Here is a 25699-nt window from a genome sequence, read left to right as displayed (position 1 = left end):
AACAAAGGTGGCAGCTATTTTGGTGATCGTACTCTTTATCGCCACTAACATTGTAGCCATGCGCAATAGCTTTGGTCATTTCAGAGGCAAAAATCACTGGCATCAATGCGATACTGCTTACAAGCAGGAAAAGCACCCTTAACAAGCGTAACTTCTTCATAACAAGTTAATACAGGGTATTGTTAGTGCTTTGGTACTAACAAACCCTTTTTGCTTTTTAAATATGTTGAAAAAGTAGTAAAACAAGTGCCGCTCTACTAATTATTTAACGATATAATATACCATAAGTAACCGGTATCCGGATATTAGATTTTAGCTAATGCCTGTTGCAGATCATTTATTAAATATTGGGGATCTTCTAAACCAACATACATCCTGATGAGCTGGTGACGTTCATCCGTTAATATATATTGATGCTCGGTAATTGACGCGATGGATGGGAGCACTAAACTTTCATGCCCTCCCCAGGAAACTGCCAGTAATATATGCTGCAAGTGATTGCAAAAAGCCTCAATTTTTTTGAACGAAGTATTTTTTAAGGTAAAACTAAATAATCCGCCGCAGCCCTGCATTTGTTCATGGGCCAGTTCTGTCTGTTTAAAGTCCTTGCTAAAGGGCCATATTACCTGTTGTACTGCTTCCTGGTCATTTAGCCATTGGGTAATAACTTTTGTGCTTTCAAAACTACGTTGCAGGCGCAATGGCAGCGTTCTTAGTCCCCTTAGTAGCAGCCATGCAGAATGTGGCGAAATTGCGGGGCCCAGGTTCATAAATTCGTGGTCAAATATCTGCCTGATCAATTCCTTACTGCCTGTAAGCACACCGGCCACTACATCTGAATGTCCGCCTATATATTTTGTGGCCGATTGTGCAACCAGATCAATACCCATACTTATGGGTTGCTGATATATAGGGCTGCAATAACTATTATCAATCATTGTCATGATGCCCCGCGATCTGGCAAAAGCTGCAACCCTTTTTATATCCTGTAATTCATAGCTAAAAGTATTGGGGCTTTCCAGGTATATCAACCGCGTTTGGGGCTTAACCGCGTTTTCAAAGTTGTTAAAGTCAGTTCCGTCAATAAAGGTGGTGGTTATACCAAATTTGGGCAAAAACTCCTTGAAAAGTTTTATGGTCCAGCTGTATGGATTTTCAACCGCAATAATATGATCTCCCGTTTGTAGTAATGATAGCAGGGGGACACTAATAGCCCCTATTCCGCTGCTAAATACTAAAGCATCCCCGGCTCCATCCAGTGCCGCCAGTTTTTTCCTTAATATACTAAGCGTTGGGTTTTGCCCCCTCGAATACAAATTGGTGTCAAATTCATCGGCCATGGCCTGTCTGAGATCTGTTACCGTATTAAAGGTAAAGTTACTTGATTGTATAATAGGGGGCGAAACTGCATTAAAATAGTTTTCTCTTTCTTCTCCCAGTTCATTTAATATAAATGAAAGTTCCATAATTAAGGTGTTGAGATTGGTTTTTGGCTGTTTTTAGTTACAAAATATATGATAAGGCCAGCAACAAATGCACAAAGGCATATCAGCGCAGCCAAAGGGTTTTCAATAAAAATACTTATAGTAACAAACCAGTAAGTAGCAATAAAAATAATGGGGATAAGGGGGTACCACTTTATGGTATAAATGCCGGTTCCGTCAAGGTGTTTGGTTTTTTTTCTTAAAATAAAAATAGTAACGGCGGCTGTAGAGAGGCCAACGGTGTCAAAAAACATAACATAGCTCAGCATTTTCTGAAACGAGCTCACGAAAAATAATATAATAAGTACAGCAGCTACAAAAAAACTTAAGCCAAACTCCTGTACCTGGGTTTGTTGGTTAACATGACTAAATTTTTTCGGTAATATCCCATCTTCGGCCATGGCATAATAAACCCTTGGGTTGGCCATAATATTTACATTGATAAAGGCCAGTACCGATACAAACATTAATAATGAGATTATTTTATAGCCAACTGCGCCAAAAATGGCACCGGCCAGCGTGGCTGCCAGGGCAGTTTTATGCTGTAACCCGTTAATACCCAAAACAGAATAATAAGCAAAGTTGATTAACAGGTATAGGCATATAACTGTAATCATCCCCGCAAAAATAGCTTTAGGGATATTAACCTTCGCATTAATGATATCGCCTCCAAAATTTATAGTTTGCTGGTAGCCCCCGTAAGTGAAAAATACAGCTACCAAACTTATTCCGAACGCACTCACGCTGTAATTATTATCATTAGCCTGTTCAATGATTCTATAAGCTCCTAATGTATCATGGCTTTTAAAAACAGCGGTGCAAAGAATAAGGATCATGCTTATTTTAAATATAGTAAGCACGTTTTGCGTTCTTGCACTCATTTTAATACCCAAAAAGTTAATAATATATAATATAAGTACCGATGTTATGGTCATGATTTTAATGCCCACATCATTTTGAAGGTTTGCAGGCATTATTATAGGATTAATATATTGGGCACCTATTAGCGCCACTGCCGCTACTGATGCTGCATTACTGATCACTAATATCCAGTTGATCATAAAAGCAAACGCGGGATGAAAGCAATGCGAAAAAACCTTATAAAAACCTCCTGTGGTTGGATAGCGGGCGCCGATCTCGGCAAAGGTAAGCGCACCGCATAAACTTACAGCTCCGCCAAAAAACCAGGCACCAAAATATAAATAAGGATTACTGGAACTGGTGGCTACTTCACCTGGGGTTGCAAAAATACCCATACCTATCACCAGACTAATAACGATCATGGAAAGATCAAAACGGTTAAGCTTGGGCGTAATGCTCATATTAGTTATAGGGGATCAAATGTTTAATGTTAAGGGGCCGTTAATGACATCGGAAATTTAAACATATTTTTAATTAAATTCTTTTTAGTAAAAGGGTTTACCAATTTTAGAACCGAACAAGAAATTGCTTTAAAGCATTATATTAAAACTATATATGATATGGTGGGGTTGTAACATTATTATTAATTATTAATATGTAATAGAGCTCTGCGTACATTGCAAATGTTAATTAATGTTAATAGTGCTTAATGTTAAGATATTAAATACCCATTGCTTTGTAATAAATTTATATTTTTGACTATGACTAATAAGTACATTTTATTGTCTTTATATCCAGATATATAAACCTGAAAATCACGACCCATATATAATGATAAATAAAAAAATATCCATAAAGGATATAGCAAAACTTACCAATACCTCTATAACTACGGTTTCCTTTGTTTTAAACGGTAAGGGTCGTATCAGTAAAGAGATATCAAAAAAAATACTGGACGTAGCCGCCAAAAACGGATATGAGCCAAATCGTATGGCCGTTGGCTTGCGCACAGGTGTTTCAAAAGTTATCGGGCTAATTGTAGAAAGCATTGGAGGTCCATTTTTTGGAGCAATGGCCAGGGTTATAGAGGAGGAGGCAGAAAAGGAGGGGTACAGGATCATATATTGCAGTACTAATAATAATATCCAGAAGGGGAAAGATGTGATCAGGATGCTTTCGCAGCAATTGGTTGATGGTTATATTGTTACTCCCATGAAAGGTTTAGAAAAAGAGATACAGAACCTGATAGCCAATGAAAAACCCGTAGTATTGATTGATGGCTATTTTCAGGGATTAGATATTCCGCATGTGCTGGTTGACAATTATGGCAGCGCTTATAATGCGGTTGAACATCTTGTTAAGGCCGGATATCAAAAAATAGGCCTTGTAACTGCCGATCTTGACCTTGTTCAGTTGGAAGACCGTATGTTGGGGTATAAAGAGGCTTTAAAGGCCAATGGTATAAAGGACGATAAAAAGTTGATCTTTAAACTGCCTTTCGATATAGATAAAGATGAAGCAGTGAATGCCGTAAAAACCTTTATTGCTCAGCATAAAAAAATGGATGCTGTTTTTTTTACTACCAACTACCTGGGCACAATGGGCTTGCAAAGTATCAAAGAACTTGAACTAAACATCCCGGGAAACCTGGCTGTGGTTAGTTTTGATGATAATGAGGTATTCAGTTTATACCCGCCTGGAATTACAACCATTCAGCAGCCCACCTACGAGATAGCAAAGTCGGCAATTGACCTTTTATTGTCCCAAATGAGTCCCGATAAGTACGATATATCAAAAATTAAACTACAAATTCCGTCAAAGTTGATTGAACGGGGGTCAGTCATGAAAAAAAAGATTGATCAAAAGGTGATTTAAACCGTGTAAAGCATTTGCTTCCTAAAATATTGAGTATCCCATATTAAAAAAGAAAAAAAATGTGTTTATTTGGTAAAACGTTTTATCAAATAAACACATGCAGTAAATTACTGATCTGTTTGGGCTGTTAACATGATTTTTAAATGCCATAACTTATATATTTAACAATTATTTATTCAATGAAAAAAGTATTTCTTTTAAGCGTCTTGATTGCTCTTGTTTTTACTGAAAACACTCATGCCCAATCTTCCGAGGTTTTTAATAAAAAAGGATATAAACTTACCTTCGAAAACCAGGATGCTACATTTAGCAAGGACCTTAAAGATAAACTGGTTGAAACTTTCTATGAGGTTTATCCTAAATTAGCTAAGGCATACAATAAAAAGACCTCCAAAAATGTAACCTTTGTTATTGATACGGCTTATGATGGCGTAGCTGCAACAGACAATGGCAGGGTTGTTTTTAGCTCAAAGTACATGGCCAAACACCCGCATGATATTGATGTGGTTACTCATGAGGTAATGCACATAGTACAGGATTATGGTCAGAGCAACGGACCCGGATGGTTAACCGAGGGCATTGCTGATTATGCACGGTATAAATTCGGGGTAGATAATGCAGGAGCAAAATGGACGCTGCCTGCTTTTAAAACCAACCAGAACTATGAAAACAGCTACCGCATTACCGCCCGCTTTTTGGTTTGGATTGAAAAAGGAATAAAGCCCGGTTTAGTAAAAGATTTGGACAGTCAATTACGTGACCATACCTTTACTGATAATAGCTGGAAAAGCGAAACGGGAAAAACATTGGATGAACTTTGGGCGGCTTATGCAGCTAATCCAACTATTTAAGCGTAACCAATTCTATAAATTATATTATGAAATTTAACAACGGTATAAAAGTCATTTGCATTGTTTTGTTTTGCAGCCTGTCTGTTATATTAAAGGCACAAAGTAATAAACCGGTAAAAGACCTGGCACAGTTGCAGCAGGAATTTGTCGACCTGCGTTTCGGTATGTTTATCCATTTCAACATCCCTACCTATCTGGATCAGGATTGGGCTGATCCGGAAGCGTCGCCTGCTATTTTTAATCCAACTAAACTCAACTGCGATCAATGGGCAAAGGCTGCCAAATCTGCCCACATGACTTATGGCTGTATAACTACCAAGCACCATAGCGGGTTTTGTATCTGGGATACCAAAACCACCGATTATAATGTGATGAACAGCCCCCTGAAAAGGGATGTGGTTAAGGAATATGCTGATGCTTTCAGGGCCAACGGATTAAAAGTGTTTTTATATTATTCTATACTTGATACCCACCACAGGTTAAGGCCCAACGCTATAACACACAAGCATATTGATATGATCAAGGCGCAAATTACCGAGTTGCTCACCAAATATGGCGATATAGGTGCGCTGATCATTGATGGCTGGGATGCACCGTGGTCAAGAATTTCATATGATGATGTTCCGTTCGAAGAAATTTATCGTCTTGTAAAATCATTACAGCCAAATTGTTTATTAATGGACCTAAATGGCGCCAAGTATCCGGCAGAGGGGATGTTTTATACCGATATTAAAACTTATGAGCAGGGTGCAGGTCAGCATATCTCAAAAGAAAATAACAATATGCCGGCACTTTCCTGCTATCCGCTGCAAAAGCACTGGTTCTGGAATTTGTCTGATCCTACCGATGCGGTAAAAGATCCTGTTAAGCTGGTAAATGACAACATCATTCCGTTTAATAACGTTGATTGTAATTTCATTTTAAATGTTGCCCCTAACCGCGATGGTCTTATAGATGATAACGCGTTAGCAGCCCTGAAAAAGATAGGCGAACTGTGGAAAAATGAAGGCCCGGTAGCTAAGCTACCCAAACTGGATGCACCCATTATTTCACATAACCTGGCTAAAAACCAGTTTTCTAACTCCAGCTGGAGCGATGACTCCAATATTATGGACTTTGCCAATGATGACGATTTTCGCTCCTCATGGATCTCTAATCCAACAGTGAAGAAACCCTGGTATGAGATCACTTTTGGCCGTGATCAGGGTTTTAACACTATTGCCATTACAGAAGAAAAACCAAACATTGCCAAATTGCATATCGAGTATTCAGAAAACGGAACCTGGAAACCATTGTTTTCGGGTGAGAATAAAGGCAGAGTAAAGATCTTCCGTTTTGACCGTGTTTGGGGAAGTAAAGTAAGAGTGTTTGTAGATGCATCTGACCACCAGGTTTCTATTGCCGAAGTGGGTGTTTATAATGAAAGAAGATAATAACCCATCAGGAAATTAAGGCCTGATGTGAATGTAATAATGAAACCCTCATGAACGGGTATTTTGTAAACGTTCATGAGGGTTTTATCCCCGTTTAAATTAATTATGTACTAATGAAAATAATTTTTAGCGCTTTTTTAGTCGTACTGTCGGTTTACACTTATGCGCAACAGGCCCAAAAGAGTAATAGCCCTGTAGACTATATTAACCCATTAATGGGTACCGCGTCAAAGCCTGATCTTTCAAACGGGAATACCTACCCGGCAATTGCGCTGCCTTGGGGCATGAACACCTGGACGCCGCAAACAGGTAAAATGGGTGATGGATGGCAATACACTTATGATGCCGATAAGATCCGCGGGTTTAAACAAACTCACCAGCCAAGTCCCTGGATGAATGATTATGGACAGTTTGTAATTATGCCGGTAACAGGTCATCTCCGTTTTGATCAGGATGAACGGGCCAGTTGGTTTTCGCACAAGTCTGAAACCGCTAAGCCATATTATTACAGTGTTTTTCTGGCCGATGCTGATGTAACTACAGAAATTACCCCAACTGAAAGGGCCGCGCAGTTCAGGTTCACTTTCCCAAAATCAGATAGTTCATTTATTGTGGTTGATGCTTTTAATAAAGCATCTTATATAAAAATACTACCTAAAGAGGGAAAGATCATTGGCTACAGCACCCGTTACAGCCGTGGTAAAATGACCAACTTTAAAAATTATTTTGTTATTTATATTGATAAGCCTTTTACCCTGGCTAAGGCCTGGCATGATAAGACCATTGCCCCCGATTCGCTGGAGATAACCAGCGCCCACTCTGGTGCTGTAATTGGTTTTAAAACTTCAAAAGGCGAGAAGGTACATTTAAAAGTAGCATCATCATTCATCAGTTTTGATCAGGCCGAACTTAACCTGAAACGCGAGCTGGGTAATGATAACTTTGATGTAACCTGCCAAAAAGCCAAAGCCGTTTGGAATAAAACATTAAGCCGCATCAATGTGGAAGGTGGCACCATCGATCAAACACGCACCTTTTATTCTTGTATGTACCGGACGCTGTTTTTCCCTAATAAACTGTATGAGCTCAATGCACAAAATCAAATAGTGCATTACAGTCCTTACAATGGTAAAATAGTGCCGGGTTATTTATTTGGCGGCACTGGTTTTTGGGATACTTTCAGAGCGCTTTATCCATTTTTGAACCTGGTATATCCATCCATCAATAAAGAAATGCAGGAAGGTTTGATCAATGACTATAAAGAAGGCGGCTGGTTGCCCGAGTGGTCAAGTCCTGGATATGCAGACATTATGGTGGGTAATAATTCCGCATCGGTTGTTGCCGAGGCTTATTTAAAAGGCCTCCGCGGTTATGATATCAATACCTTATACGATGCCCTGGTGCACGGTGCAAATAATGAAGGGCCCATATCAGCCACAGGCCGTTATGGTGTTAAATATTATAATGAATTAGGCTATGTTCCATACGATGTAAAAATTGATGAGAACGCGGCCCGCACCCTTGAGTATGCCTATGATGATTTTGCAATTTACCAACTGGGTAAAGCTTTAGGCAAACCACAATCAGAAATAGAGGTATACAAAAAGCGCAGCCAAAATTATCGCAACCTTTTTGATCCATCAAGCGGGTTAATGCGCGGCAAAAACAAGGATGGTAGCTTTCAATCTCCATTTAACCCCTTTAAGTGGGGCGATGCCTTTACCGAAGGCAACAGCTGGCATTACAGCTGGAGCGTATTCCATGACGTGCAAGGTCTTATAAACCTGATGGGCGGGAAACAAAAGTTTGTTACCAAGCTTGATTCGGTATTTACCCTTCCGCCAGTATTTGACGATAGCTACTATGGAGATGTGATCCACGAGATCCGTGAAATGCAGATAGCAAATATGGGCCAATATGCGCACGGCAATCAGCCAATACAACACATGATATACCTGTATAATTACGCCGGCGAACCCTGGAAAACACAGTACTGGGCTCGCGAAACCATGAACCGCATGTACAAAGCCACACCCGATGGTTATTGCGGCGATGAAGATAACGGACAAACATCTGCCTGGTACGTATTTTCGGCAATGGGCTTTTACCCGGTAACCCCCGCCAGCGATCAGTACGTTTTGGGCGCGCCTTTGTTTAAAAAAATAACATTAAACCTCGAGAACGGTAACAAAGTTATTGTAAATGCCCCTGCCAACAGTGATCAAAACCGATACATTCATACATTTGAGCTAAATGGTAAAACGTATAGCCCAAACTGGTTAAGCCACCAGGCATTAATGAAGGGAGCCGTGATCAATGTGGGTATGACTGCAACACCTAATAAAACACGCGGTACCCAGGACAAAGATTTTCCATTTTCCTTATCAGGGAAAAACTAACTATATAACATGAAACAACTATTCACTGCCTTTTTATTATGTGCTGCTGTAGGGGGAAGTGCGCAAATCCGCCCTGCAGAAAATCTTGTACAATACGTAAATCCTATTATTGGCACCCAGCGAATGGGCCATACCTATCCTGGTGCAACCGTACCTTTTGGCATGGTGCAACTAAGCCCTGAAACCGATACAGCAGGCTACGAACTAAATGGCAAATATAACCCCGATGTATATAAATATTGTGCCGGTTACCAGTACGATGATAAAACCATAGTGGGCTTTAGTCATACCCATTTTAGCGGTACCGGTCACTCAGACCTGGGCGACTTTTTAATTATGCCAACTGTGGGCGCTTTAAAATTAAACCCCGGCACGGCAGATAAACCAGGCAGCGGTTACCGCTCAGCTTTCTCACACCAGAACGAGGTTAGCCAGGCTAATTACTATAAAGTAAAGCTTGATGCAAGCAATATCATTGCCGAAATGACCACCAGTACCCGTGTGGGTTTCCATCAGTACACTTTCCCTAAATCAGACCAATCACATATCATATTGGATCTGATGGCAGGCATTTATAACTATCCTGATAAAAACGTTTGGACTTACTTGCGTGTAATTAATGATTCAACAGTAATAGGCTACCGTCAAACCAATGGCTGGGCACGCAACCGTACGCTGTATTTTGCCATGAGTTTCTCCAAGCCATTTTATCAGCATGGTTACAAAAAATATGATAAACGCGAGGTGTACGGTGGTTTCTGGGGCAAGTTCAATCAAACCAAAAACTTCCCTGAAATAGCCGGTCGCCAGATCAGGAGCTACTTTGATTTTAAAACTGAAGAGGGAGAGAAGATCAAGATCAAGTTTGCTTTATCACCGGTTAGTATGGATGGCGCGCTGAATAATATGCGTACCGAAATACCAGGCTGGGACTTTGATAAAGTAAAGAACGATGGTCAGCAGCAATGGGAAAACGAACTGCATAAAATAGTGATACAAGGCAGCAAGGAAACAAAGGAAAACTTTTATACTTCCATGTACCATGCCATGATCAACCCGACCATTTACATGGATGCTGATGGGCAATATAAAGGGCTTGACCAAAATGTGCATAAAGCCGATGGCTTTACAAATTATACCACCTTCTCTATGTGGGATACTTACCGTGCCCTGCATCCGCTGTTTAATATTATTGATCCTAAGCGGAATGCGGATATGGTACAATCCATGCTGGTGCATTTTGATCAGAGCCCCGAAAAAATGCTGCCAATATGGTCAAACTCAGGTAATGAGAATTGGTGTATGAGCGGTTACCACAGCGTAGTAGTACTGGCCGATGCCGTGGTAAAAGGTAATGCCCCATTTGATGCCAATAAAGCACTCGACGCCTGTGTAGCCACTGCCCGTCACCGCGATTATGAAGGCATAGGATCATATATTGATCTGGGTTACATTCCTGATGAAAAAAGTGGTGTATCCGTATCATCAACACTGGAGTATGCTTTTGACGATTGGGCTATAGCACAAATGGCTAAAAAACTGAACCGTAATGATATTTATGAGGAGTTCATCAAACGTTCACAGAACTATAAGAACGTGTATGATGCCAAAGCCGGCTTTATGCGCCCCAAACTGGCCGACGGAGCCTTTCGCCAAAAGTTTGATCCGTTGAGTACCATTAACGAGGGATTTATTGAAGGTAACTCCTGGAACTATACCCTGTTTGCACCGCAGGACCCAGAAGGACTTATTAAACTGATGGGCGGCAACAAGCGTTTTGTGGGATACCTCGATTCGTTGTTCACGATGAACCTGCCTGATAAGTATTTTGCCGAAACAGAGGATATCACCCGCGATGGCATCATTGGTAACTATGTGCATGGGAATGAACCATCGCACCACGTAGCCTACTTGTATAACTGGACCGATAAACCCTGGAAAACACAGGAGCGCATCCGCATGATATTGCCCCGCATGTACAAACCAACGCCTGATGGCCTGGGTGGTAATGACGATACCGGGCAAATGAGTGCCTGGTATATATTCAGTTCATTAGGGTTTTACCCGGTTGCCCCTGGTTCTGACCAGTATTCAACCGGCAGTCCGGCGGTTAACGGCGCAGTGATCAATCTGGATAATGGTAAAACCTTTACTATCAATGTTAAAAACCAAAGCCCTAAAAATGTTTACGTGCAGAAAATGGTGCTGAACGGAAAAACACTAAATAGTTTATTCATCAGCCATGCCGATATCATAAACGGCGGCGAGATCACTTTTTATATGGGATCAAAGCACAAGTAGAACCGCTGATTTGGGATGATTACGTTGATTTCGTTGAGATTGATTTAAACGATACACCCGAACATGACAAGCTTAAGGCTTGTTGCGTTCGGGTGTTCGCTTTTGTATACATCCACCACGTCATTGCGAGGTACGAAGCAATCTCTATGCTATACAGAGAGAATAGAAAGGTTTAATCTGGCATGATTGATCTGCCTGTGTAGAGATTGCTTCGTGCCTCGCAATGACGCGCGTAGGGATCAACGGTTCAGACCTTATTGCTCAATCCTCACACTCATCACCCCTTTAACCGGAATAATAAAATGATCATTTAATGTCTTCAGCTTATCTTCCAACAAATTACTTTCCCATATCTTAATTGATGAGACATTGTTTGGCGTAATGCTTATCTCGCTATCACTATCCCCGCAGCTTACCAGTTGGGCAATTACACCTTTACCATCATCGGTTGGTTTTATAGCTTCTACATAAACATTGTCGCCATTGATCTTAAAGAACAAGCCCTTTTCAGGCTCACCAGAAGCAGCCGCAGCTACGAGAGGTTGATGATTATTAAGTCCGGTTTGGTTAGCTTTAAAGCTGTCGAAAGCGCTATCATGCGCCTGTATAAAGTAATGGAAAGTAGCGGGACCTTCCTGATCGGCCCTAAAATTGGTATGCCACAGGTTATTCATTACCCATGAATAAATATTTGACGATTGCGGCGTGAACGATAACCATTGCGGCGAATGGTGCAGCCCGCCCAGCAAATTGGCGGTAGTAATACTACCGATCTCGAACAATGGCGCATCCGGGCTCGACCAGGTGATACCATATGAAGCGTTTGATATATCAACCCAACGCTGCATAGTGTACCAGTTATGGTTGGAGTATGGGAGCTGGTCGGCCTCTGCACGCGCACTGCCCCATGGGATGCTGTAGCGAACCTGTGCCTCCGGAATATTAAATGGAAATGCAAAGTGCACGCTTTCTTTCCGTCTGATGGCAGTTTTATCTATAGTATTGATCAGTTCTACTTTATCCATGCCGCTGATCAATCTTATTTCGCGGGTTAAGCCTTTGCTGCCCGGAGCATCAGATTTAACCAGCAAGCTTACCACCAGCGGGCCTTTTTCCTTAATGCTGATGCTGGCGTTTGAGCTGGTAACCAGGTTTTTCAATGAGTCGCCCGGCATGTATATATATTGGTTAAGCCCTGCAGAGTCAGCCGAAACATAGTTACGAGTAGCAGAAGTGGCTTTGGTTAGTTTTATAATGTTACCTGTTTTGGCATCAACACCTACAGTATAAACACTATTTGTTAAACTATTTGCGGTTACTTTGGCCGCGCCTTTTGCATATGCTTTACCGGCATTAACGGTATAAGTGTTTTTGCCCATTGCGGGTACGGCATCAGCAACAAAAACCAGTTCGCCGGTACTTAAACGCTGGGATGGGATCTTTTTTCCGGCGACATCTTTAACCTGATCGCCTGCTTTACTTAGTGCCGCGGATACATATACCACATCGGTGCGCGGCCAGGAAGTGGTGTTATAAACGTCAATAGTATTTGCTTTAGCAGCTGCTGACTTTAATGCCTGCGACATTAAAGAATCAACTTGTTTTTCGGCACGAAATACATACCCTTGTTTTACAGCCCATTGGCTTTTTACTTTGGGATCATCGGGTTTACCAACGCTGTTATAAGCACCCCAGGTATGCTCGTTGTATAATAATAAGTTTTTCCATGTATCATCAAAAGCTGCAACAGGGTAAGCTGGTTTATTGCGGATGGCCCAAATGGCGCCGGTTTGCTTTAACCTGTCGGATGTACTGCGGCTTAAAGCGGTTTCTTTGGCTGCCGATGAAACACCATCGGTCCAGTACTCGGTATAATCGCCGGTGAAGCTGGGAATATCATTCTTGTATTTATCTTCCAGATCAGTAAAAAACTGTTTTACCGAAGTAATGATCAGTTTTGGTGAAGCATAACGCTCGTTCCAGGCTTTAACCGCATCTGGTAGTTCGGGGTCAATAGGAGCATTATCGCTCATGGCCCAGGTAAGGATAGACATGTTATATGGAAAATTGTTTTGTTCCAAATCGCCGAGGTATTGAAATAGATATGGGTTCAGGAAATTTTCTGTCGGGCGACCGGTATAATACGGCTTGGGTTCATCAATGGTGAAAAAGTTAGGTATTTTGGCTCCTTTTAACTTATAACCGATAGAGTAGGGCTGGCATTGCCAAAACAATAATTTTTGCTTGCCCGATGGCGACACCCAGTAAAAAGGTTTATCCTGCCATTTGGCTAAATTTCCGATACGGTCTGACGCGTTTGGTCCCGATAAAAAGTAGTGGATACCCGTTTGCCCGGCTTGTGCCGCTAAACCCCATGATGCCCCCGGCACATCACCCTGAAACATAGTATGGATTTCAATACCCTGCTCTTTGGCCAGTTTTTGCGATTTGGAGAACATTTGCATCAGTTGTCTTGAATCTGTCATGCTGGTATTGATATTGCCATAAGCGCCATCCAAATTGATCCAGCCTTTTTTTACAGCATTCCAAAACCTGACCTTTTTTTCGTCGCTGGCCAATTTCAGGTAATTATCAACCACCCATATGGCTTCGGTGGTCCATTTAAAGCGGGCCTCTGCAGGATAGTTTTGTGTTTTTTCGGCCAGATCAATGGATTCATCAATGTTATCCATGTGCAGTTTGAGCACTTTGTCCTGCGTGTTGGTATAACCAATATCCACATGCGAATGTGGCAGCACATAAACAGTCCAATCGGCACGGGCGGGCTCTACAATACAGCGGGCCACATAAGTTTGGCCGCCTGCTTTTAAAATCACGGTTGCTTGTGTAGCTATTTTTACAGCCGGGCCAGGTAGGGCTACTTCAAAAACATCCAGGCCATCCGCACTGGCCGGAATAGTGATATTTTCAGTATGGTTATTGAATAATACAACTGCTGTGGCCTGGTTAAAGCTTTTACCATTTTTAAACAACAGCCTTGCCATGCGCCTGCTTTCGCCATTGTATTTTAAATAAGCAGTAGTAGGTTGCAAGGTTATGGAACTAAATGCCATCTTAGGTTTTTGAGCATAAGTGCTAATGGCGATTATGCCAGTAAAAAACAGGGTAGCTATAAAGCGCAGACTTTTAATGCAGTGGTTTTTCATCTGATCAGGTTTTCTAATAAAGTGTGGCCGTAGTTTTAATATGTTATAATGTACAAACATATATTTTTCTAATGGATTTTTCAAGCTGATCAAAAGAAAATTGATTGTAAGAAATTAGGCTTATTTGATGCTAATGGTGATGAATTGGATGTCGGCGAGATGACTCATCCGACCATCGCTACGCTTGGTCACCCTCTCTTCGCCTGCGGCGGAAGGAAGGCGTTTTTAAAATGAGGAGGCAATGAAAAGAAAAAGTCCGTTAAGATTAATCTAACGGACTTGTTTCTCGGTAATAAAATTGGATTAATTGAACAGCATTGCTGCATCAAATTCCTTTTTCTCCAATGATCCCGGCGCTGTCATTAAAATCCGGAGAGGAGTTTGCCTTGTACGGTACGAACCTGGTACCGGTATAGGAGCGTTATAAATGTATTTCACCTTAATTTTATGGAAGCCCTTTGCCAGTGGCAAAGCACTTTCGCTTTCGGTTATCTTTTCGCCATCAATAAATAATTGTGTATCGGTATAAGAAGACTGTGTAAAGTTATAGGCCCCATCGGCCGGAACATTTACGTAACCATCGAACACCATACCGAAGTGTGGATTATCCTTCTTAGGTGTTTCAGCATTTAGTTTATTAACTATTACAGAGTCTTTAGCGGTGGCAAAATCCAGCTGATCGGGTACGGTAAATTTACTTTTTACCATTTTACAGCTTAAGCCGGGTTTGTTTGCGTTATAATTTACCGCGGGCATTAACGCTCTGTTACACATCAGTGTGCGGGTGGCAATACTCCTGCGGCCCGATGGGGTGATCACCCTGGTTTTAAACTCTCTTTTTTCGTTAGCCGGAACATAGATGGTAATAGGCGACACATATTCCAGGTCGGTATCCAGCGGATCGCGGCCATTAAGCGTGTAGTAAATTTTAGCGCCCGGCACAACAGATTTTGGCGCGAAGGTAAACTTGTCGCCAAAAAACACGGTATCAATAATAGGTAAGGCAGTTGGTACGCGGTAGTTATAGTGTATAGCATCAAGTCTGGCAAAATGTTTAGCCAGCCGCACTTCCGAAAAGTTAGTATAGTCCTTGTTTTCTGGCTTGCTCCAGGCTACTTCTGATAGCGCGAACAGGCGAGGCAGTATCTGGTACTGTAGTTTGGCTACAGTTGGTACATATTCCGTCCACAGGTTGCCCTGGGTGCCTATTACGTATTGCTGCTCTTCGGGTGTCAGCTCTTTCGAAACCGGGTCATAGTTATAGGTTTCATCCAAAGCCGCGTACCTGCCAAATGATACCGGCTCCTGTGGCGAACCGCTTTGATAATGGTCAAAATAGTTACCGGTGGTTTGCGGGGTCATGATCACGTTATGCTTTTGACGTGCAGCGGCAATTCCGCCTTCTTCGCCCGTCCAGCTCATTACGGTGGCATTTGGTGCCAGACCGCCTTCCAGTATCTCGTCCCAGCCAATAATACTGCGACCTTTGGAGTTCAGGAATTTTTCTATCCGTTGTATAAAATAGCTTTGCAGTTCGTGCTCGTCTTTTAAACCTTTTTCCTTGATCAAAGCCTGGCAAAATGCCGATGCTTTCCAGGGTTCTTTATTGGCCTCATCGCCGCCTATGTGAATGAATTTGCTCGGGAAAAGCTCCATTACCTCGGTGAGTACATTCTCCAGAAAAGTAAATGTTTCTTCGGTAGGGCAGTATATGTTGTTTACCTCCCTTGCAGGTACTTTACTATCAGCAGGCAGTTCGCATTTTAATTCGGGATAAGCCCTTAACGCGGCCTCAGAGTGGGCCGGCATTTCAATTTCAGGGATAACATTAATATAACGGGCAGCAGCGAATTTCACCACATCCCTGATCTCATCCTGGGTATAATAACCGTCGTACGACAGGGAGTCGGGCCAGTCGCGGTTATTGCCAAACATGGTTTGCATGCGGTAAGCCCCAACCTGTGTTAGCTTAGGGTATTTTTTGATCTCGATGCGCCATCCCTGGCCATCCACCAAATGCCAGTGAAAGTTGTTTAGCTTATAAGCCGCCATGAGCTCAATAACTTTTTTAACCTGCGGCACGGTGAAAAAATGACGTGAAACGTCCAGCATCATGCCACGGTATCCAAATCTGGGTGAATCCTCAATAGTTATGCAGGATAGTTTTTCGGTGCCTGATGTTTCAACCGGGAACAGTTGCATAAAGGATTGAATACCGTAAAACAAGCCGGCACCCTTTCCAATAATGGTTATCCTGCGCGGGGTTATAGTTAATTTATAGCCTTCTTTTGGCAGTGTGGCTGCTCCTTTTGATGTAATTACAAGCCATGTGCCTTTATTTGATCTGATCCTGGAATTGTATTTTGATAGCTTGTTATTAAAGTGCCTGTTGTTTAACAGGAAATCTTTTAAAAAAGCAATGTTCCTGTCTTTAATATTATCTGCCTTGATCAGCGTTAACTGACTGAATACAAAGGTACCCGTAGCTTTGGTTATGGAAGCAGGGGCGGGGATAATACCCATATGCGGATCATCGACGGGTGTTTGTGCTTTAACCTGGAATGCAAATGCGAGGAAACAAGTGATAATTAACAGGGACTTTAATCGGGAGCTATAGTTTTGATTCATGATTAAGGAAAAGAAGATGAATAAACCGGATTGTTCCCTGCTAAAATACTTTATAATAATTTAACGTTCACAATAATGGTTTATGTAACAAATAATTGACAATAGAGGTTTGGTGAGTCGCCCCGATACGCCAATCAAAAAAATCTTGATTAACGCCTTCGGAATATGTAACTAAAGATTAACAAATGTTAATCTAAATTTAAAATACCTCGCTTGTGATATTGATTTATTTATCAATAACTTTATCATAACGAACCACCAATTAAAAACTATAAATTATGAACACACAAGAGGTAGCCGACAAATTGATACAGCTTTGTCGTGAAGGTAAAAATGTAGAAGCTATCAACGAGCTTTATGCAGATCATATAGTAAGTCATGAGCCTAAAGGCTCACCTATGGAATTTACAGAAGGTAAGGATGCTGTATTAGATAAAACAAACCAGTGGTATGCTATGGTTGAAGAGGTGCACAGCGGCTCTGTTTCAGATCCTATTGTAACCGGCGAATTTTTTACCTGTGCCATGGATATGGATGTGACCTATAAAGGAATGGGCAGAAGCATGATGAACGAGATATGCGTTTACCAGGTTAAAGACGGAAAAATTGTTTCTGAGCGGTTCCATTATGACATACCCCAGGCAAACTGATAAGTTGCACAAAATCTCCCCATTATAAACTTAAAAATCCCCGCGACGCCTGTCAGGGGATTTTTTTATTTGAATCTGGTATTCCGCTATTTTATTAGGTTTGGGCCAAGCCATTGCCCTGTAAGTTAAACAAGCCGATTGATATGCTGTTAAGGCATATTTATAAAACTAAAGCCGTTTTGTTATTGGCTAAAATGGAGAGGCGTAAGATAATATATACTTTTTTTATTTTTATAATATTTAATTAATTGATAATTAAATAAATATAGTCTATTTTTATAAGAATTTTAGTCGATCCCTTTCATTTTTATTAGCCGATAGCCCCTTATGATTTATGTTCCCATAGATATAAAATTCCGTGATGGATACGGAATTTTTAGTATACCTTTTCCTCCTTCAAAACAAAAATCCAACAAATTAATATTAGAATTTATAAATGCCCAGGCTTGTCTTAATTATCAACTTGAACTGCTTGATTTAATGGCTGAAATGAAAGCTGATGAATCACTTTCCAGTAATATTGGGTTGCAAAATAGGGTTAGATTTTGCGAAAATTTAATGTTGGAGTTAATCAGTTGTAAACTATCTGATTTTATAAATCATCAATAACCGAACGTTCCAGTTAAGAATTACACAATATTTAATCAATAGTTATTTTTTAGTTTTCTAATAAATAATATTAATTACCTTAGAAATATATACCTCACATATCACATATTAAATAATACAATACACATTTTTGGTTATGCTAACCTGGCATAAGTGATTTGCTTTTTTTTAATAATATTTAACTCAAATAACATTTGAGTTTTTCTAAAACTATTCCTGATCTGTTAAAGACTATTCTTGCTATTCCTGATCTATCTTTTTAGCCGATACTTAATTTTTAGCCTATATGATTAATGTCCCAATTGATTTTAAATTCCTCAGTGGGTTTAAATTTTTTAATGTGATCATGCCATTATCCAAGAAAAATGATGATAAATTATTTTTGAAGTTTACAGGTAAAGCAACCCTATTTGCTTACGAAAAGTTGTTAATCAACTTATTAAACGATATGCGGGTTGATAAAAAGCTCTCTGCGAGTATTTTAATGCAAAATAAAATCAAATTTTTAGAAGATTTAGTTATTGAACTTATCCGGTATAATGTTCGGGCGCGGAATGGTTAAATGATCTATAGCTTCAAAATTGACCGATTGACATATGATAGCTGTTAAGGATAAAAATGTGCTTTTAAAAGCCTTCGGGGTTAAACCTTTGAAGGCTTTTTTTATCATAGCTTTAGCTAAAAAAATACTTATGAAAAAACTGATTCTTTCGCTCATTTTAATAGCTGGTATGATTACACTGGTGTCTGCCCAAACCAGTTCACCAGTGCTTAACCGGTACAAGGATACCGTAACTTACCTTGGCCATAAAATTTATGTTAATATGGAAGTAAAATTGTTATATGGTTCAAAGCCGGATAAGGGTTTCGTATTTACTTATTCTAACCTGGTAATCAACCAACTATCTGCAGGTTATTCCAACGAGGTGGTGATCATTAAAGAGTTGAAAGAAATGAATGGTAAATGTTACGCCAGCGGAACATTCAAAACAGTTACCGGACTTTTAAACAGTAAAAATTGTTTGATCGATGTTCAGGGAGCTATTGATTGGAAAGAAATACAGGTTGAGTTATAGAACTTATCAATCGCCGGTGGTAACTGATTCATATTTACCGTCTTTCCAATAATAGGTTTGGGCTAAGCAGCAAGTTAACCCCGTTTTTACAAACTCCTGTTCTGTTTTATCAGTGCTTTTTAACATCTTTACACCTATAAAGTTTATATAATTCAGATTAACTTATGCAGCATTGGCTTGTAAAATCAGAACCCGTAAAGTATAGTTGGGAAAAGTTTAATAAAGATGGGCGTACCTTTTGGGATGGTGTGCGCAATTACCAGGCCCGCAATAATTTAAGGCTGATGAAAGAGGGCGACCTGGTACTGTTTTATCACAGTAATGATGGTAAAGCCGTGGTGGGTATTGCCAAAGTGGTAAAAGAGGCCTATCAGGATCCTACCACCAGCGATCCGAACTGGGTAGTGGTCGACCTGTCGCCGGTTGAAACCCTTAAAAACCCGGTAACATTAGAAGTAATCAAGGCTGATGAACAATTAAAAGATGTAGGCCTGGTTAGGCAGGGACGCTTATCAGTAATGGGTTTAAAACGCGAAGAATTTGACCGTATATTAGAATTAGGCAGTTAATGAGCACATTATCCTTTCCGCAAAATTTTAAATTAAAAAGCCTGTCTTTAATCAAGACAGGCTTAATTGTATCCGTGTTTTTTACTTCAGGTGCGGCAAAAGCACAGGATGCCTTTAAAGGATTAGAAAACTTATTTACCGTTCCTGAAAACTACGTGGTAAAGCATATAGCCACTGCGCCGGTAATTGATGGTGATATTGATGAGGCTATATGGCAACAGGCTAAATGGACAAGCGACTTTGTGGATATTGAGGGTGACCTGAAGCCTAAACCATCTATGCAAACCAACATCAAAATGCTTTGGGACGATAGCTGTTTGTATGTGGCCGCCCGGATATATGATCCGCAGGTGTGGGCCACGCTAAAAAAACATGATGATATAGTTTTCAGGGATAATGATTTTGAATTGTTTATTGATCCGGTAAATACTACCCATGGTTATTATGAAATTGAGGTTAATGCTATAAATACCATTTTTGATCTGTATTTAAATAAGCCTTACCGTAACCAGGGTGGTGCGGTACCAGGCTGGGATGCACATGGTTTGCGTACCGCGGTTAAAATACAGGGCACACTGAATAATCCTGCTGATACCGACAAAGGGTGGACGGTTGAAATGGCTATTCCGTTCAAATCTGTTAATCCCGGTTTTAAAGCTGCCATTCCGCAGCATGGTACTTTGTGGCGTATCAATTTTTCGAGGGTAGAGTATGATACACAGGTACAAAACGGACAAAATATAAAATTAAAGGATGCTGCTTCGGGGCGCGATCTGCCTGAGCATAACTGGGTATGGTCATCGCAGGGGGTAATTAATATGCACTACCCAGAGCGTTGGGGTTATCTGCTGTTCAGTAACCATACAGCCGATGATGTAGTGTTTGAGATGCCTTATGCCGAGCAGCAAAAAAAATATTTATGGCTTATTTATTACCGGCAAAAAGAGTGGTACAGGAAAAACCAGCAGTACGCGTCATCATTAAAAGAATTAGGTATTGAAAGTGGTTATAACATTTTAAAAAAATTTAATAACTTACGGCTTGAAGCCACTAAACATCAGTTTATGGTTTTAATTAACGATGAGGAAAATAAAATAACCTATACCATAAATCAGGATGGGCTTGTTGAGCCTTTAACTACTAATCATTAAAAAAGCCATGAATAAGCGCGAATTTTTAAAAGCGGGTCTGTTAGCCACTGTTGCATCGCAATTACCAATAAAAGGCCAGGCTTCGCCAGTTGTTGTAAGCAATAAAAAGAAGGTTATAAAAAACTGGATCTGGATAAATCCTAATTTAAAGGATACTGACGATGATCTTAAAACCAATTACACGGCTTATAAAGCAGCTGGCATTACCGGAATATTTTTTGAGAACGATAGTGAAAGGCATTTCCGCGCTGCAAAGGCTCATGGAATTGAAGCACATCGCTGGATATGGACCTTTAACCGGGCCGAAATGGTTACCGAGCACCCGGAATGGTACAGCAAAAATCGTAACGGCGATTCATGCGCCGATAAGCCGCCTTATGTAAAGTATTACCGCTGGCTTTGTCCGTCTCGTCCTGAAGTGGAGCAATACTTGACGGATACGGTTGATAAAATTTTGGCTAAAGATTATGTGGATGGTATTCACCTGGATTACGTACGTTATTGCGACGTGGTGCTGCCTGTAAACCTTTGGGATAAATACAAAATTGAACAAACCAAAGAACTGCCCGAGTATGATTATTGCTATTGCGAAGTTTGCCAGGCCAAGTTTAAGGAGCAGTATAACCAGGACGTTAAAGCAATTCAATACCCGGATGCAAGCCTTTCATGGCGCTTGTTCAGGTATGGTAATATTATCCGCGTGGTAAACAGCATATCGGCTGTAGCGCATCAGCATAAAAAACCAATTACGGCGGCAGTATTCCCAACTCCAGAAGTTGCGCGCCGCAATGTGCGCCAGGACTGGACAAACTTTAAGCTGGATGGCGTATGCCCCATGATATACCACGGTTTTTATAAAGAAGGTGTAAGCTGGATAGGCGATGCTGTTGCAGAAGGAATTCATTTTTTGGCTGGCAAATTCCCACTGTATGCAGGCCTTTATCTTTCCGATTTTAACAATGACGAAGAAGTACGTTCAGGTATACAGTATGCTTTAAAGAACGGCGCCTCGGGTATATCTTTCTTTGGCAGGGTTACACCATCTGTTCTGGATATTTTAAAACAGGAAACGAGTGGATTTAAAGCCTGAGTGGGTATAAGGTGCTTACTTTCAACAAAGCCATTTTGATTATCAAAACGGCTTTGTACTTTTACCACAGCAACAACCGCTACAAAAACTATGAACTACAGGGATTTTAAAGGCACCGCAATAGCCGAAGTTGGATTGGGTACCTGGCAATTGGGCAGCGCCGATTGGGGCAATGTGAATGAGGGTGATGCCATAAACATTTTAAGAGCCTATACAGACGCCGGTGGTAATTTTTTAGATACCGCCGATGTATACGGCATGGGTGTGAGTGAAACGGTTATAGGCAAATTTTTAAAAACGGTTGATCACACTATTTATGTAGCTACAAAGCTCGGCAGGCGTGGCGATGCCCCAAACGGATGGCCGCAGAATTTTACCTATGATGCCATGAAGCGCCAAACCGAAGACTCTTTGAAACACCTGGGTATCCCGCGTTTGTTTTTAGAACAGCTGCACTGTATCCCTACGGATGAAATGCGCTCGGGCAAAGTATTTGATCATTTACGCAGCTTACAGCAGCAAAAGCTCATTACGCATTTTGGGGCCAGTGTTGAAACTTCTGAAGAAGCATTGATTTGCCTGGAGCAGGAAGGTTTGGCTTCGTTACAGATCATATTTAACCTGTTCAGGCAGCACGTAGCCGATGAAGTGTTTACCAAAGCCGCGGATAGGGGAGTGGCTATTATTGTACGCGTACCTTTAGCCAGCGGGTTGCTATCCGGCAAGTTTAATTCACAAACCCAATTTGCTCAAAACGACCATCGTAACTATAATGCAAATGGCGATGCATTCAACGCCGGCGAAACATTTTCGGGCATGGAGTTTAATGAGGGGGTAAAACTATCAGATAAAATAAAGGGACTATTGCCTGATAACCGTATGCCGCAATGGGCTATCAGATGGATACTTGATCATCCCGAAGTTACCACTGTAATACCAGGTGCATCAAAAGTGGCACAGGTTAACAGTAATGTAGAGGCTTCAAAATTGCCGCATTTATCACCAGCTGTTCATCAGCAGTTAAAGGATTTGTATGATGCGGAGATTTACGATAAAATAAGGGGGCATTTTTAGAATGTTGATCAAAAAATAAAGGCTGTCATCCTGAGCCTGCCGAAGCATGGCGGGAGGCATCTCCGCTCGATCCTTCGACAGGCTCAGGATGACAGTCCCGTTTTTATATAGATTAGTCCCTTGTCCTAAAGAGATTGCTTCCTCAATGACGTGTTTTTTTATTATTACAAGAAACCTTTGGCCTTTAACCTTTGCCCTTTTACCTCAAAACTCCTCAAAAAACTATCCCCTCAACTTATCAAGCAGGTCACTTAGTGCGGCGGCTTCTTCTTCACTCATGTTGTTTTTCAGAAAGTCTTTGGTCCTAAATTCTTCATCCATTTTTGAGAGGATCTGCAGGCCCTGCTCGCTGATGCGTATATCAACCGCTCGCCTGTCTTTATTATTGGTGCAGCGCGAAACCAGTTCTTTTTGGATAAGGCGGTCAACAATACGCGACGCGTCAGACATTTTATCAACCATACGTTCTTTTAATAGATTGATGGTGGCTGGGTTGGGGTATTGTCCCCTTAATATCCGCAGAATATTAAATTGCTGTTGAGTAAGATTAAATTTATCAAAGTGACATTTAAAGAAATTACTTAACCAGCCGGCGGTATATGCAATGTTAATTGCCGCTTTATGGTAGTTATCTTCAAAATTTGTGCTTTGTATTTCGTCGTCAATCCGCATAGTATGTAACAATCAATAAGATGCAAATATGTTCAATTATTTTTAATTTGCACTAACCGTAATGTGCACACTTTGAACGATTAATTATACAATATTGTTTTTATCAGGAGAGTCCTGATCTGCTGATTGGTCAGTTTTTCCATAATCCCAGGGGCAATGCAGGCATTTGTTTTTACAACAATAACCACGTTTTAAATGGTACTCCTTTGTAAATACAAAGTTGCCATCCTCATTTATATAATAGTCAACACCTTCCTGTAGCATTTAATTAAGCAGTTTTACAAAAATATCATTATTAAAATGACTTTTTAAATGCCTGCCATCGCCATGTAATGTCCACACTTGTTTGGGTTGGGTGCGGGTTATGGTTTGTAAAATATCATTCCAATCGGCATGGTCTGATATAAACAGGGTATCCTTTTGGTTAACCTGCAGGTTTTTCCAGCCCGAAGCAAACAAGCGTGTAACACCGGTAGCCCTTATATAACTATCAAATGTAAACGGCGGAACGATGTACACAAATTCATCCTGCACTTTCATGAGCTTACGGCCATAAATTTGGTGGGTACCCAATGCAAAACCCATCTTTTCATAAATGGCATTAATAGGCATAATGCGATGGTGTACCAGGATCTTTTTTTGCGGGGCATAAGTACTTATCAGGTTTATGAGGCGCTGGCTTTTGCCCAGGCCATAAGCCCCTAACAGGATATTGGTTTTGATAGCATTGATCTTTTGTATTTCGGCAACCGGATCAGGATGTATAACGGCCGGATCGGCAAAGGTGCTTTCGGTGATCAATACATCCGTGGTAACCCATTCAATAGGTTCGCAGGTGGCATCGGGCTGTAGTTTATAATCGCCGGTATAAAGGTACCGGATGCCCTCATACTCCATTAATACCTGGGCCGAGCCCAGCATGTGGCCGGCAGGGATCAGGGTTATAGTTACCTGGCCAATATTAAACGGCTGGTTATAACCAACTATATTAAAAACCTTAGCCGCTGTTCGGTCATAACGTAGCTGCATAATGGTGGCTGTTGCCCTTGTACAGTACACTTCGTTATTGCCGCTTACGGCATGATCTGCATGCGCGTGTGTAATAACTGCAATTTTTGCAGGCAGCTTAGGATCCAGATGAAAATCGCCGTATTTGCAATACAGGCCCTTATCATCTATCAGAACAAAATCGTCAAGTATCATTAATTTTTTGCAAGTGATAAGTAAAGGTTGTGCAAAGCCAGCACCTGCGGAATTACCAGCTGCCGGTCGTCGTTGATGATGATGTCATCAGCCAGTTGTTTTTTTCTGTCTTCGGAAAATTGGCGTGCTTCACGGCTTTCTACTTCGGCTTGTGAAATTCCGTCGCGCTGCATTACACGAGCAATCCGGTTCTCCAATGGTGCCGAAACCAGTAAACTGCGGTCGCACATTTTGTATGAGCTGCTTTCAAATAACAGGGCAGCCTCTTTAATAACATAAGGAGCCGTTTTTATAGTTAATATCCAGCTGTCAAAGGCCCTAAAAACAGCTGGGTGTACCAGGGCATTCAGTTTTTTAAGTTCAGCTTCGTTGTTAAAAACAATGCCTGCAATATGTTTACGGTTAAGCGTACCATGCTCAAAGTAAGATTGCGCCCCAAAGGCTTGCTTTATGGAATCGATCAATAGCTCATCAGTTACCATTACTTTTTTGGCCTCATCATCGGCATAAAAAACGGGTATGCCCAAAAGCTCAAACACTTTTGCCACTGTAGTTTTGCCGCTGCCTATATTACCTGTTAAACCTATTTTAAGCATTATTTTTTTA

The 25699-nt window shown here is 41.0% G+C and carries 21 protein-coding genes; 13 read left to right on the top strand and 8 right to left on the bottom strand.

From position 1 onward, the window contains the following. Positions 1-305: 305 nt before the first annotated feature. Together AC1DRQ_RS11200 and AC1DRQ_RS11195 are read right to left on the bottom strand one after the other, a co-directional pair. Positions 306-1466, bottom strand: coding sequence for a trans-sulfuration enzyme family protein (locus AC1DRQ_RS11200; RefSeq protein WP_429397770.1), 1161 nt, complete (start codon positions 1464-1466; stop codon positions 306-308). 2 nt (positions 1467-1468) lie between these two features. After that, positions 1469-2806 carry an APC family permease gene (locus AC1DRQ_RS11195; protein WP_477424392.1) on the bottom strand — a complete coding sequence of 446 codons (1338 nt, stop codon included), beginning with the start codon at positions 2804-2806 and terminating at the stop codon, positions 1469-1471. Between the two features lie 370 nt (positions 2807-3176). Here AC1DRQ_RS11195 and AC1DRQ_RS11190 point away from each other — a divergent pair, with 370 nt between their 5' ends. The 5 genes from AC1DRQ_RS11190 (at position 3177) to AC1DRQ_RS11170 (ending at position 11204) form a co-directional block, all read left to right on the top strand. Further along, positions 3177-4220, top strand: coding sequence for a LacI family DNA-binding transcriptional regulator (locus AC1DRQ_RS11190; RefSeq protein ID WP_429397767.1), 1044 nt, complete (start codon positions 3177-3179; stop codon positions 4218-4220). Positions 4221-4399: 179 nt separating this feature from the next. Then, positions 4400-5071, top strand: a complete 672-nt coding sequence (locus AC1DRQ_RS11185) for a basic secretory protein-like protein (protein WP_477424391.1) — start codon at positions 4400-4402, stop codon at positions 5069-5071. Between the two features lie 26 nt (positions 5072-5097). Continuing rightward, the gene (locus AC1DRQ_RS11180) at positions 5098-6504 is read left to right on the top strand and encodes an alpha-L-fucosidase (RefSeq protein ID WP_477424390.1); all 1407 of its coding nucleotides are present in this window, start codon (positions 5098-5100) and stop codon (positions 6502-6504) included. A 113-nt stretch (positions 6505-6617) separates the two neighbouring features. Beyond that, positions 6618-8903 (top strand): GH92 family glycosyl hydrolase, encoded by a 2286-nt coding sequence (locus tag AC1DRQ_RS11175; RefSeq protein ID WP_477424388.1) that lies wholly within the window; start codon positions 6618-6620, stop codon positions 8901-8903. A 9-nt stretch (positions 8904-8912) separates the two neighbouring features. Continuing rightward, complete coding sequence (locus tag AC1DRQ_RS11170) at positions 8913-11204, top strand: GH92 family glycosyl hydrolase (RefSeq protein ID WP_477424387.1); 2292 nt, start codon at positions 8913-8915, stop codon at positions 11202-11204. 254 nt (positions 11205-11458) lie between these two features. Here AC1DRQ_RS11170 and AC1DRQ_RS11165 read toward each other — a convergent pair whose 3' ends face one another. Both AC1DRQ_RS11165 and AC1DRQ_RS11160 read right to left on the bottom strand, forming a co-directional pair. Further along, positions 11459-14371 carry a glycoside hydrolase family 38 N-terminal domain-containing protein gene (locus AC1DRQ_RS11165; RefSeq protein WP_477424385.1) on the bottom strand — a complete coding sequence of 971 codons (2913 nt, stop codon included), beginning with the start codon at positions 14369-14371 and terminating at the stop codon, positions 11459-11461. A 303-nt stretch (positions 14372-14674) separates the two neighbouring features. Beyond that, positions 14675-16999 (bottom strand): family 20 glycosylhydrolase, encoded by a 2325-nt coding sequence (locus AC1DRQ_RS11160; protein WP_477424384.1) that lies wholly within the window; start codon positions 16997-16999, stop codon positions 14675-14677. A gap of 278 nt (positions 17000-17277) precedes the next feature. On the opposite strand from AC1DRQ_RS11160, the gene AC1DRQ_RS11155 reads away from it, so the two are divergent. The 8 genes from AC1DRQ_RS11155 to AC1DRQ_RS11120 all read left to right on the top strand — a co-directional run bounded on the left by AC1DRQ_RS11155 (position 17278) and on the right by AC1DRQ_RS11120 (position 23218). Beyond that, entirely contained in the window at positions 17278-17649 is a 372-nt protein-coding gene (locus AC1DRQ_RS11155) for a SnoaL-like domain-containing protein (protein ID WP_477424382.1), read from the top strand. Positions 17650-17976: 327 nt separating this feature from the next. Next, positions 17977-18258, top strand: a complete 282-nt coding sequence (locus AC1DRQ_RS11150; protein ID WP_429397752.1) for a hypothetical protein — start codon at positions 17977-17979, stop codon at positions 18256-18258. Positions 18259-18604: 346 nt separating this feature from the next. Then, a complete protein-coding gene (locus AC1DRQ_RS11145) occupies positions 18605-18820 on the top strand; it encodes a hypothetical protein (protein ID WP_429397750.1) in 216 nt (71 codons plus the stop codon). A 130-nt stretch (positions 18821-18950) separates the two neighbouring features. Next, complete coding sequence (locus AC1DRQ_RS11140) at positions 18951-19334, top strand: hypothetical protein (protein WP_429397748.1); 384 nt, start codon at positions 18951-18953, stop codon at positions 19332-19334. A gap of 164 nt (positions 19335-19498) precedes the next feature. Beyond that, positions 19499-19903, top strand: a complete 405-nt coding sequence (locus tag AC1DRQ_RS11135; protein ID WP_429397746.1) for an EVE domain-containing protein — start codon at positions 19499-19501, stop codon at positions 19901-19903. Further along, on the top strand, positions 19903-21054 hold the full coding sequence (locus tag AC1DRQ_RS11130; protein ID WP_477424379.1) for a carbohydrate-binding family 9-like protein: 1152 nt from the start codon (positions 19903-19905) through the stop codon (positions 21052-21054). Before AC1DRQ_RS11135 ends, AC1DRQ_RS11130 begins: the two co-directional genes overlap by 1 nt. Before the next feature lie 7 nt (positions 21055-21061). After that, positions 21062-22144 (top strand): family 10 glycosylhydrolase, encoded by a 1083-nt coding sequence (locus AC1DRQ_RS11125; protein ID WP_477424377.1) that lies wholly within the window; start codon positions 21062-21064, stop codon positions 22142-22144. Positions 22145-22234: 90 nt separating this feature from the next. Further along, positions 22235-23218: an aldo/keto reductase gene (locus AC1DRQ_RS11120; RefSeq protein ID WP_477424375.1), complete on the top strand. Its 984-nt coding sequence runs from the start codon at positions 22235-22237 to the stop codon at positions 23216-23218. A gap of 222 nt (positions 23219-23440) precedes the next feature. Here the strand turns inward: AC1DRQ_RS11120 and AC1DRQ_RS11115 are convergent, their stop codons facing one another. From AC1DRQ_RS11115 to coaE, 4 genes are all read right to left on the bottom strand, one after another. Then, entirely contained in the window at positions 23441-23890 is a 450-nt protein-coding gene (locus tag AC1DRQ_RS11115) for a MarR family winged helix-turn-helix transcriptional regulator (protein WP_429397736.1), read from the bottom strand. An 84-nt stretch (positions 23891-23974) separates the two neighbouring features. Then, entirely contained in the window at positions 23975-24154 is a 180-nt protein-coding gene (locus AC1DRQ_RS11110) for a DUF5522 domain-containing protein (RefSeq protein ID WP_429397734.1), read from the bottom strand. Continuing rightward, positions 24155-25093, bottom strand: coding sequence for an MBL fold metallo-hydrolase (locus AC1DRQ_RS11105; protein WP_477424372.1), 939 nt, complete (start codon positions 25091-25093; stop codon positions 24155-24157). It lies immediately after the preceding gene. Next, positions 25093-25689 carry a dephospho-CoA kinase gene (gene coaE / locus AC1DRQ_RS11100; protein WP_477424370.1) on the bottom strand — a complete coding sequence of 199 codons (597 nt, stop codon included), beginning with the start codon at positions 25687-25689 and terminating at the stop codon, positions 25093-25095. Before coaE ends, AC1DRQ_RS11105 begins: the two co-directional genes overlap by 1 nt. Positions 25690-25699 lie beyond the last annotated feature (10 nt).

It is taken from the genome of Mucilaginibacter sp. P4_E8 (assembly GCF_056401495.1).
This window is presented reverse-complemented; position numbering and strand designations above follow the sequence as displayed.

Excerpts from the sequence above, each read along its gene's own strand:
- AC1DRQ_RS11115 (WP_429397736.1), bottom strand. The coding sequence starts at position 23,890 with ATGCGGATTGACGACGAAATACAAAGCACAAATTTTGAAGATAACTAC.
- AC1DRQ_RS11140 (WP_429397748.1), top strand. The coding sequence starts at position 18,951 with ATGAAAAAACTGATTCTTTCGCTCATTTTAATAGCTGGTATGATTACA.
- AC1DRQ_RS11200 (WP_429397770.1), bottom strand. The coding sequence starts at position 1,466 with ATGGAACTTTCATTTATATTAAATGAACTGGGAGAAGAAAGAGAAAAC.
- AC1DRQ_RS11175 (WP_477424388.1), top strand. The coding sequence starts at position 6,618 with ATGAAAATAATTTTTAGCGCTTTTTTAGTCGTACTGTCGGTTTACACT.
- AC1DRQ_RS11135 (WP_429397746.1), top strand. The coding sequence starts at position 19,499 with ATGCAGCATTGGCTTGTAAAATCAGAACCCGTAAAGTATAGTTGGGAA.
- AC1DRQ_RS11125 (WP_477424377.1), top strand. The coding sequence starts at position 21,062 with ATGAATAAGCGCGAATTTTTAAAAGCGGGTCTGTTAGCCACTGTTGCA.
- coaE (WP_477424370.1), bottom strand. The coding sequence starts at position 25,689 with ATGCTTAAAATAGGTTTAACAGGTAATATAGGCAGCGGCAAAACTACA.
- AC1DRQ_RS11105 (WP_477424372.1), bottom strand. The coding sequence starts at position 25,093 with ATGATACTTGACGATTTTGTTCTGATAGATGATAAGGGCCTGTATTGC.
- AC1DRQ_RS11160 (WP_477424384.1), bottom strand. The coding sequence starts at position 16,999 with ATGAATCAAAACTATAGCTCCCGATTAAAGTCCCTGTTAATTATCACT.
- AC1DRQ_RS11150 (WP_429397752.1), top strand. The coding sequence starts at position 17,977 with ATGATTTATGTTCCCATAGATATAAAATTCCGTGATGGATACGGAATT.
- AC1DRQ_RS11145 (WP_429397750.1), top strand. The coding sequence starts at position 18,605 with ATGCCATTATCCAAGAAAAATGATGATAAATTATTTTTGAAGTTTACA.
- AC1DRQ_RS11165 (WP_477424385.1), bottom strand. The coding sequence starts at position 14,371 with ATGAAAAACCACTGCATTAAAAGTCTGCGCTTTATAGCTACCCTGTTT.
- AC1DRQ_RS11130 (WP_477424379.1), top strand. The coding sequence starts at position 19,903 with ATGAGCACATTATCCTTTCCGCAAAATTTTAAATTAAAAAGCCTGTCT.
- AC1DRQ_RS11195 (WP_477424392.1), bottom strand. The coding sequence starts at position 2,806 with ATGAGCATTACGCCCAAGCTTAACCGTTTTGATCTTTCCATGATCGTT.
- AC1DRQ_RS11120 (WP_477424375.1), top strand. The coding sequence starts at position 22,235 with ATGAACTACAGGGATTTTAAAGGCACCGCAATAGCCGAAGTTGGATTG.
- AC1DRQ_RS11155 (WP_477424382.1), top strand. The coding sequence starts at position 17,278 with ATGAACACACAAGAGGTAGCCGACAAATTGATACAGCTTTGTCGTGAA.
- AC1DRQ_RS11190 (WP_429397767.1), top strand. The coding sequence starts at position 3,177 with ATGATAAATAAAAAAATATCCATAAAGGATATAGCAAAACTTACCAAT.
- AC1DRQ_RS11180 (WP_477424390.1), top strand. The coding sequence starts at position 5,098 with ATGAAATTTAACAACGGTATAAAAGTCATTTGCATTGTTTTGTTTTGC.
- AC1DRQ_RS11170 (WP_477424387.1), top strand. The coding sequence starts at position 8,913 with ATGAAACAACTATTCACTGCCTTTTTATTATGTGCTGCTGTAGGGGGA.
- AC1DRQ_RS11110 (WP_429397734.1), bottom strand. The coding sequence starts at position 24,154 with ATGCTACAGGAAGGTGTTGACTATTATATAAATGAGGATGGCAACTTT.
- AC1DRQ_RS11185 (WP_477424391.1), top strand. The coding sequence starts at position 4,400 with ATGAAAAAAGTATTTCTTTTAAGCGTCTTGATTGCTCTTGTTTTTACT.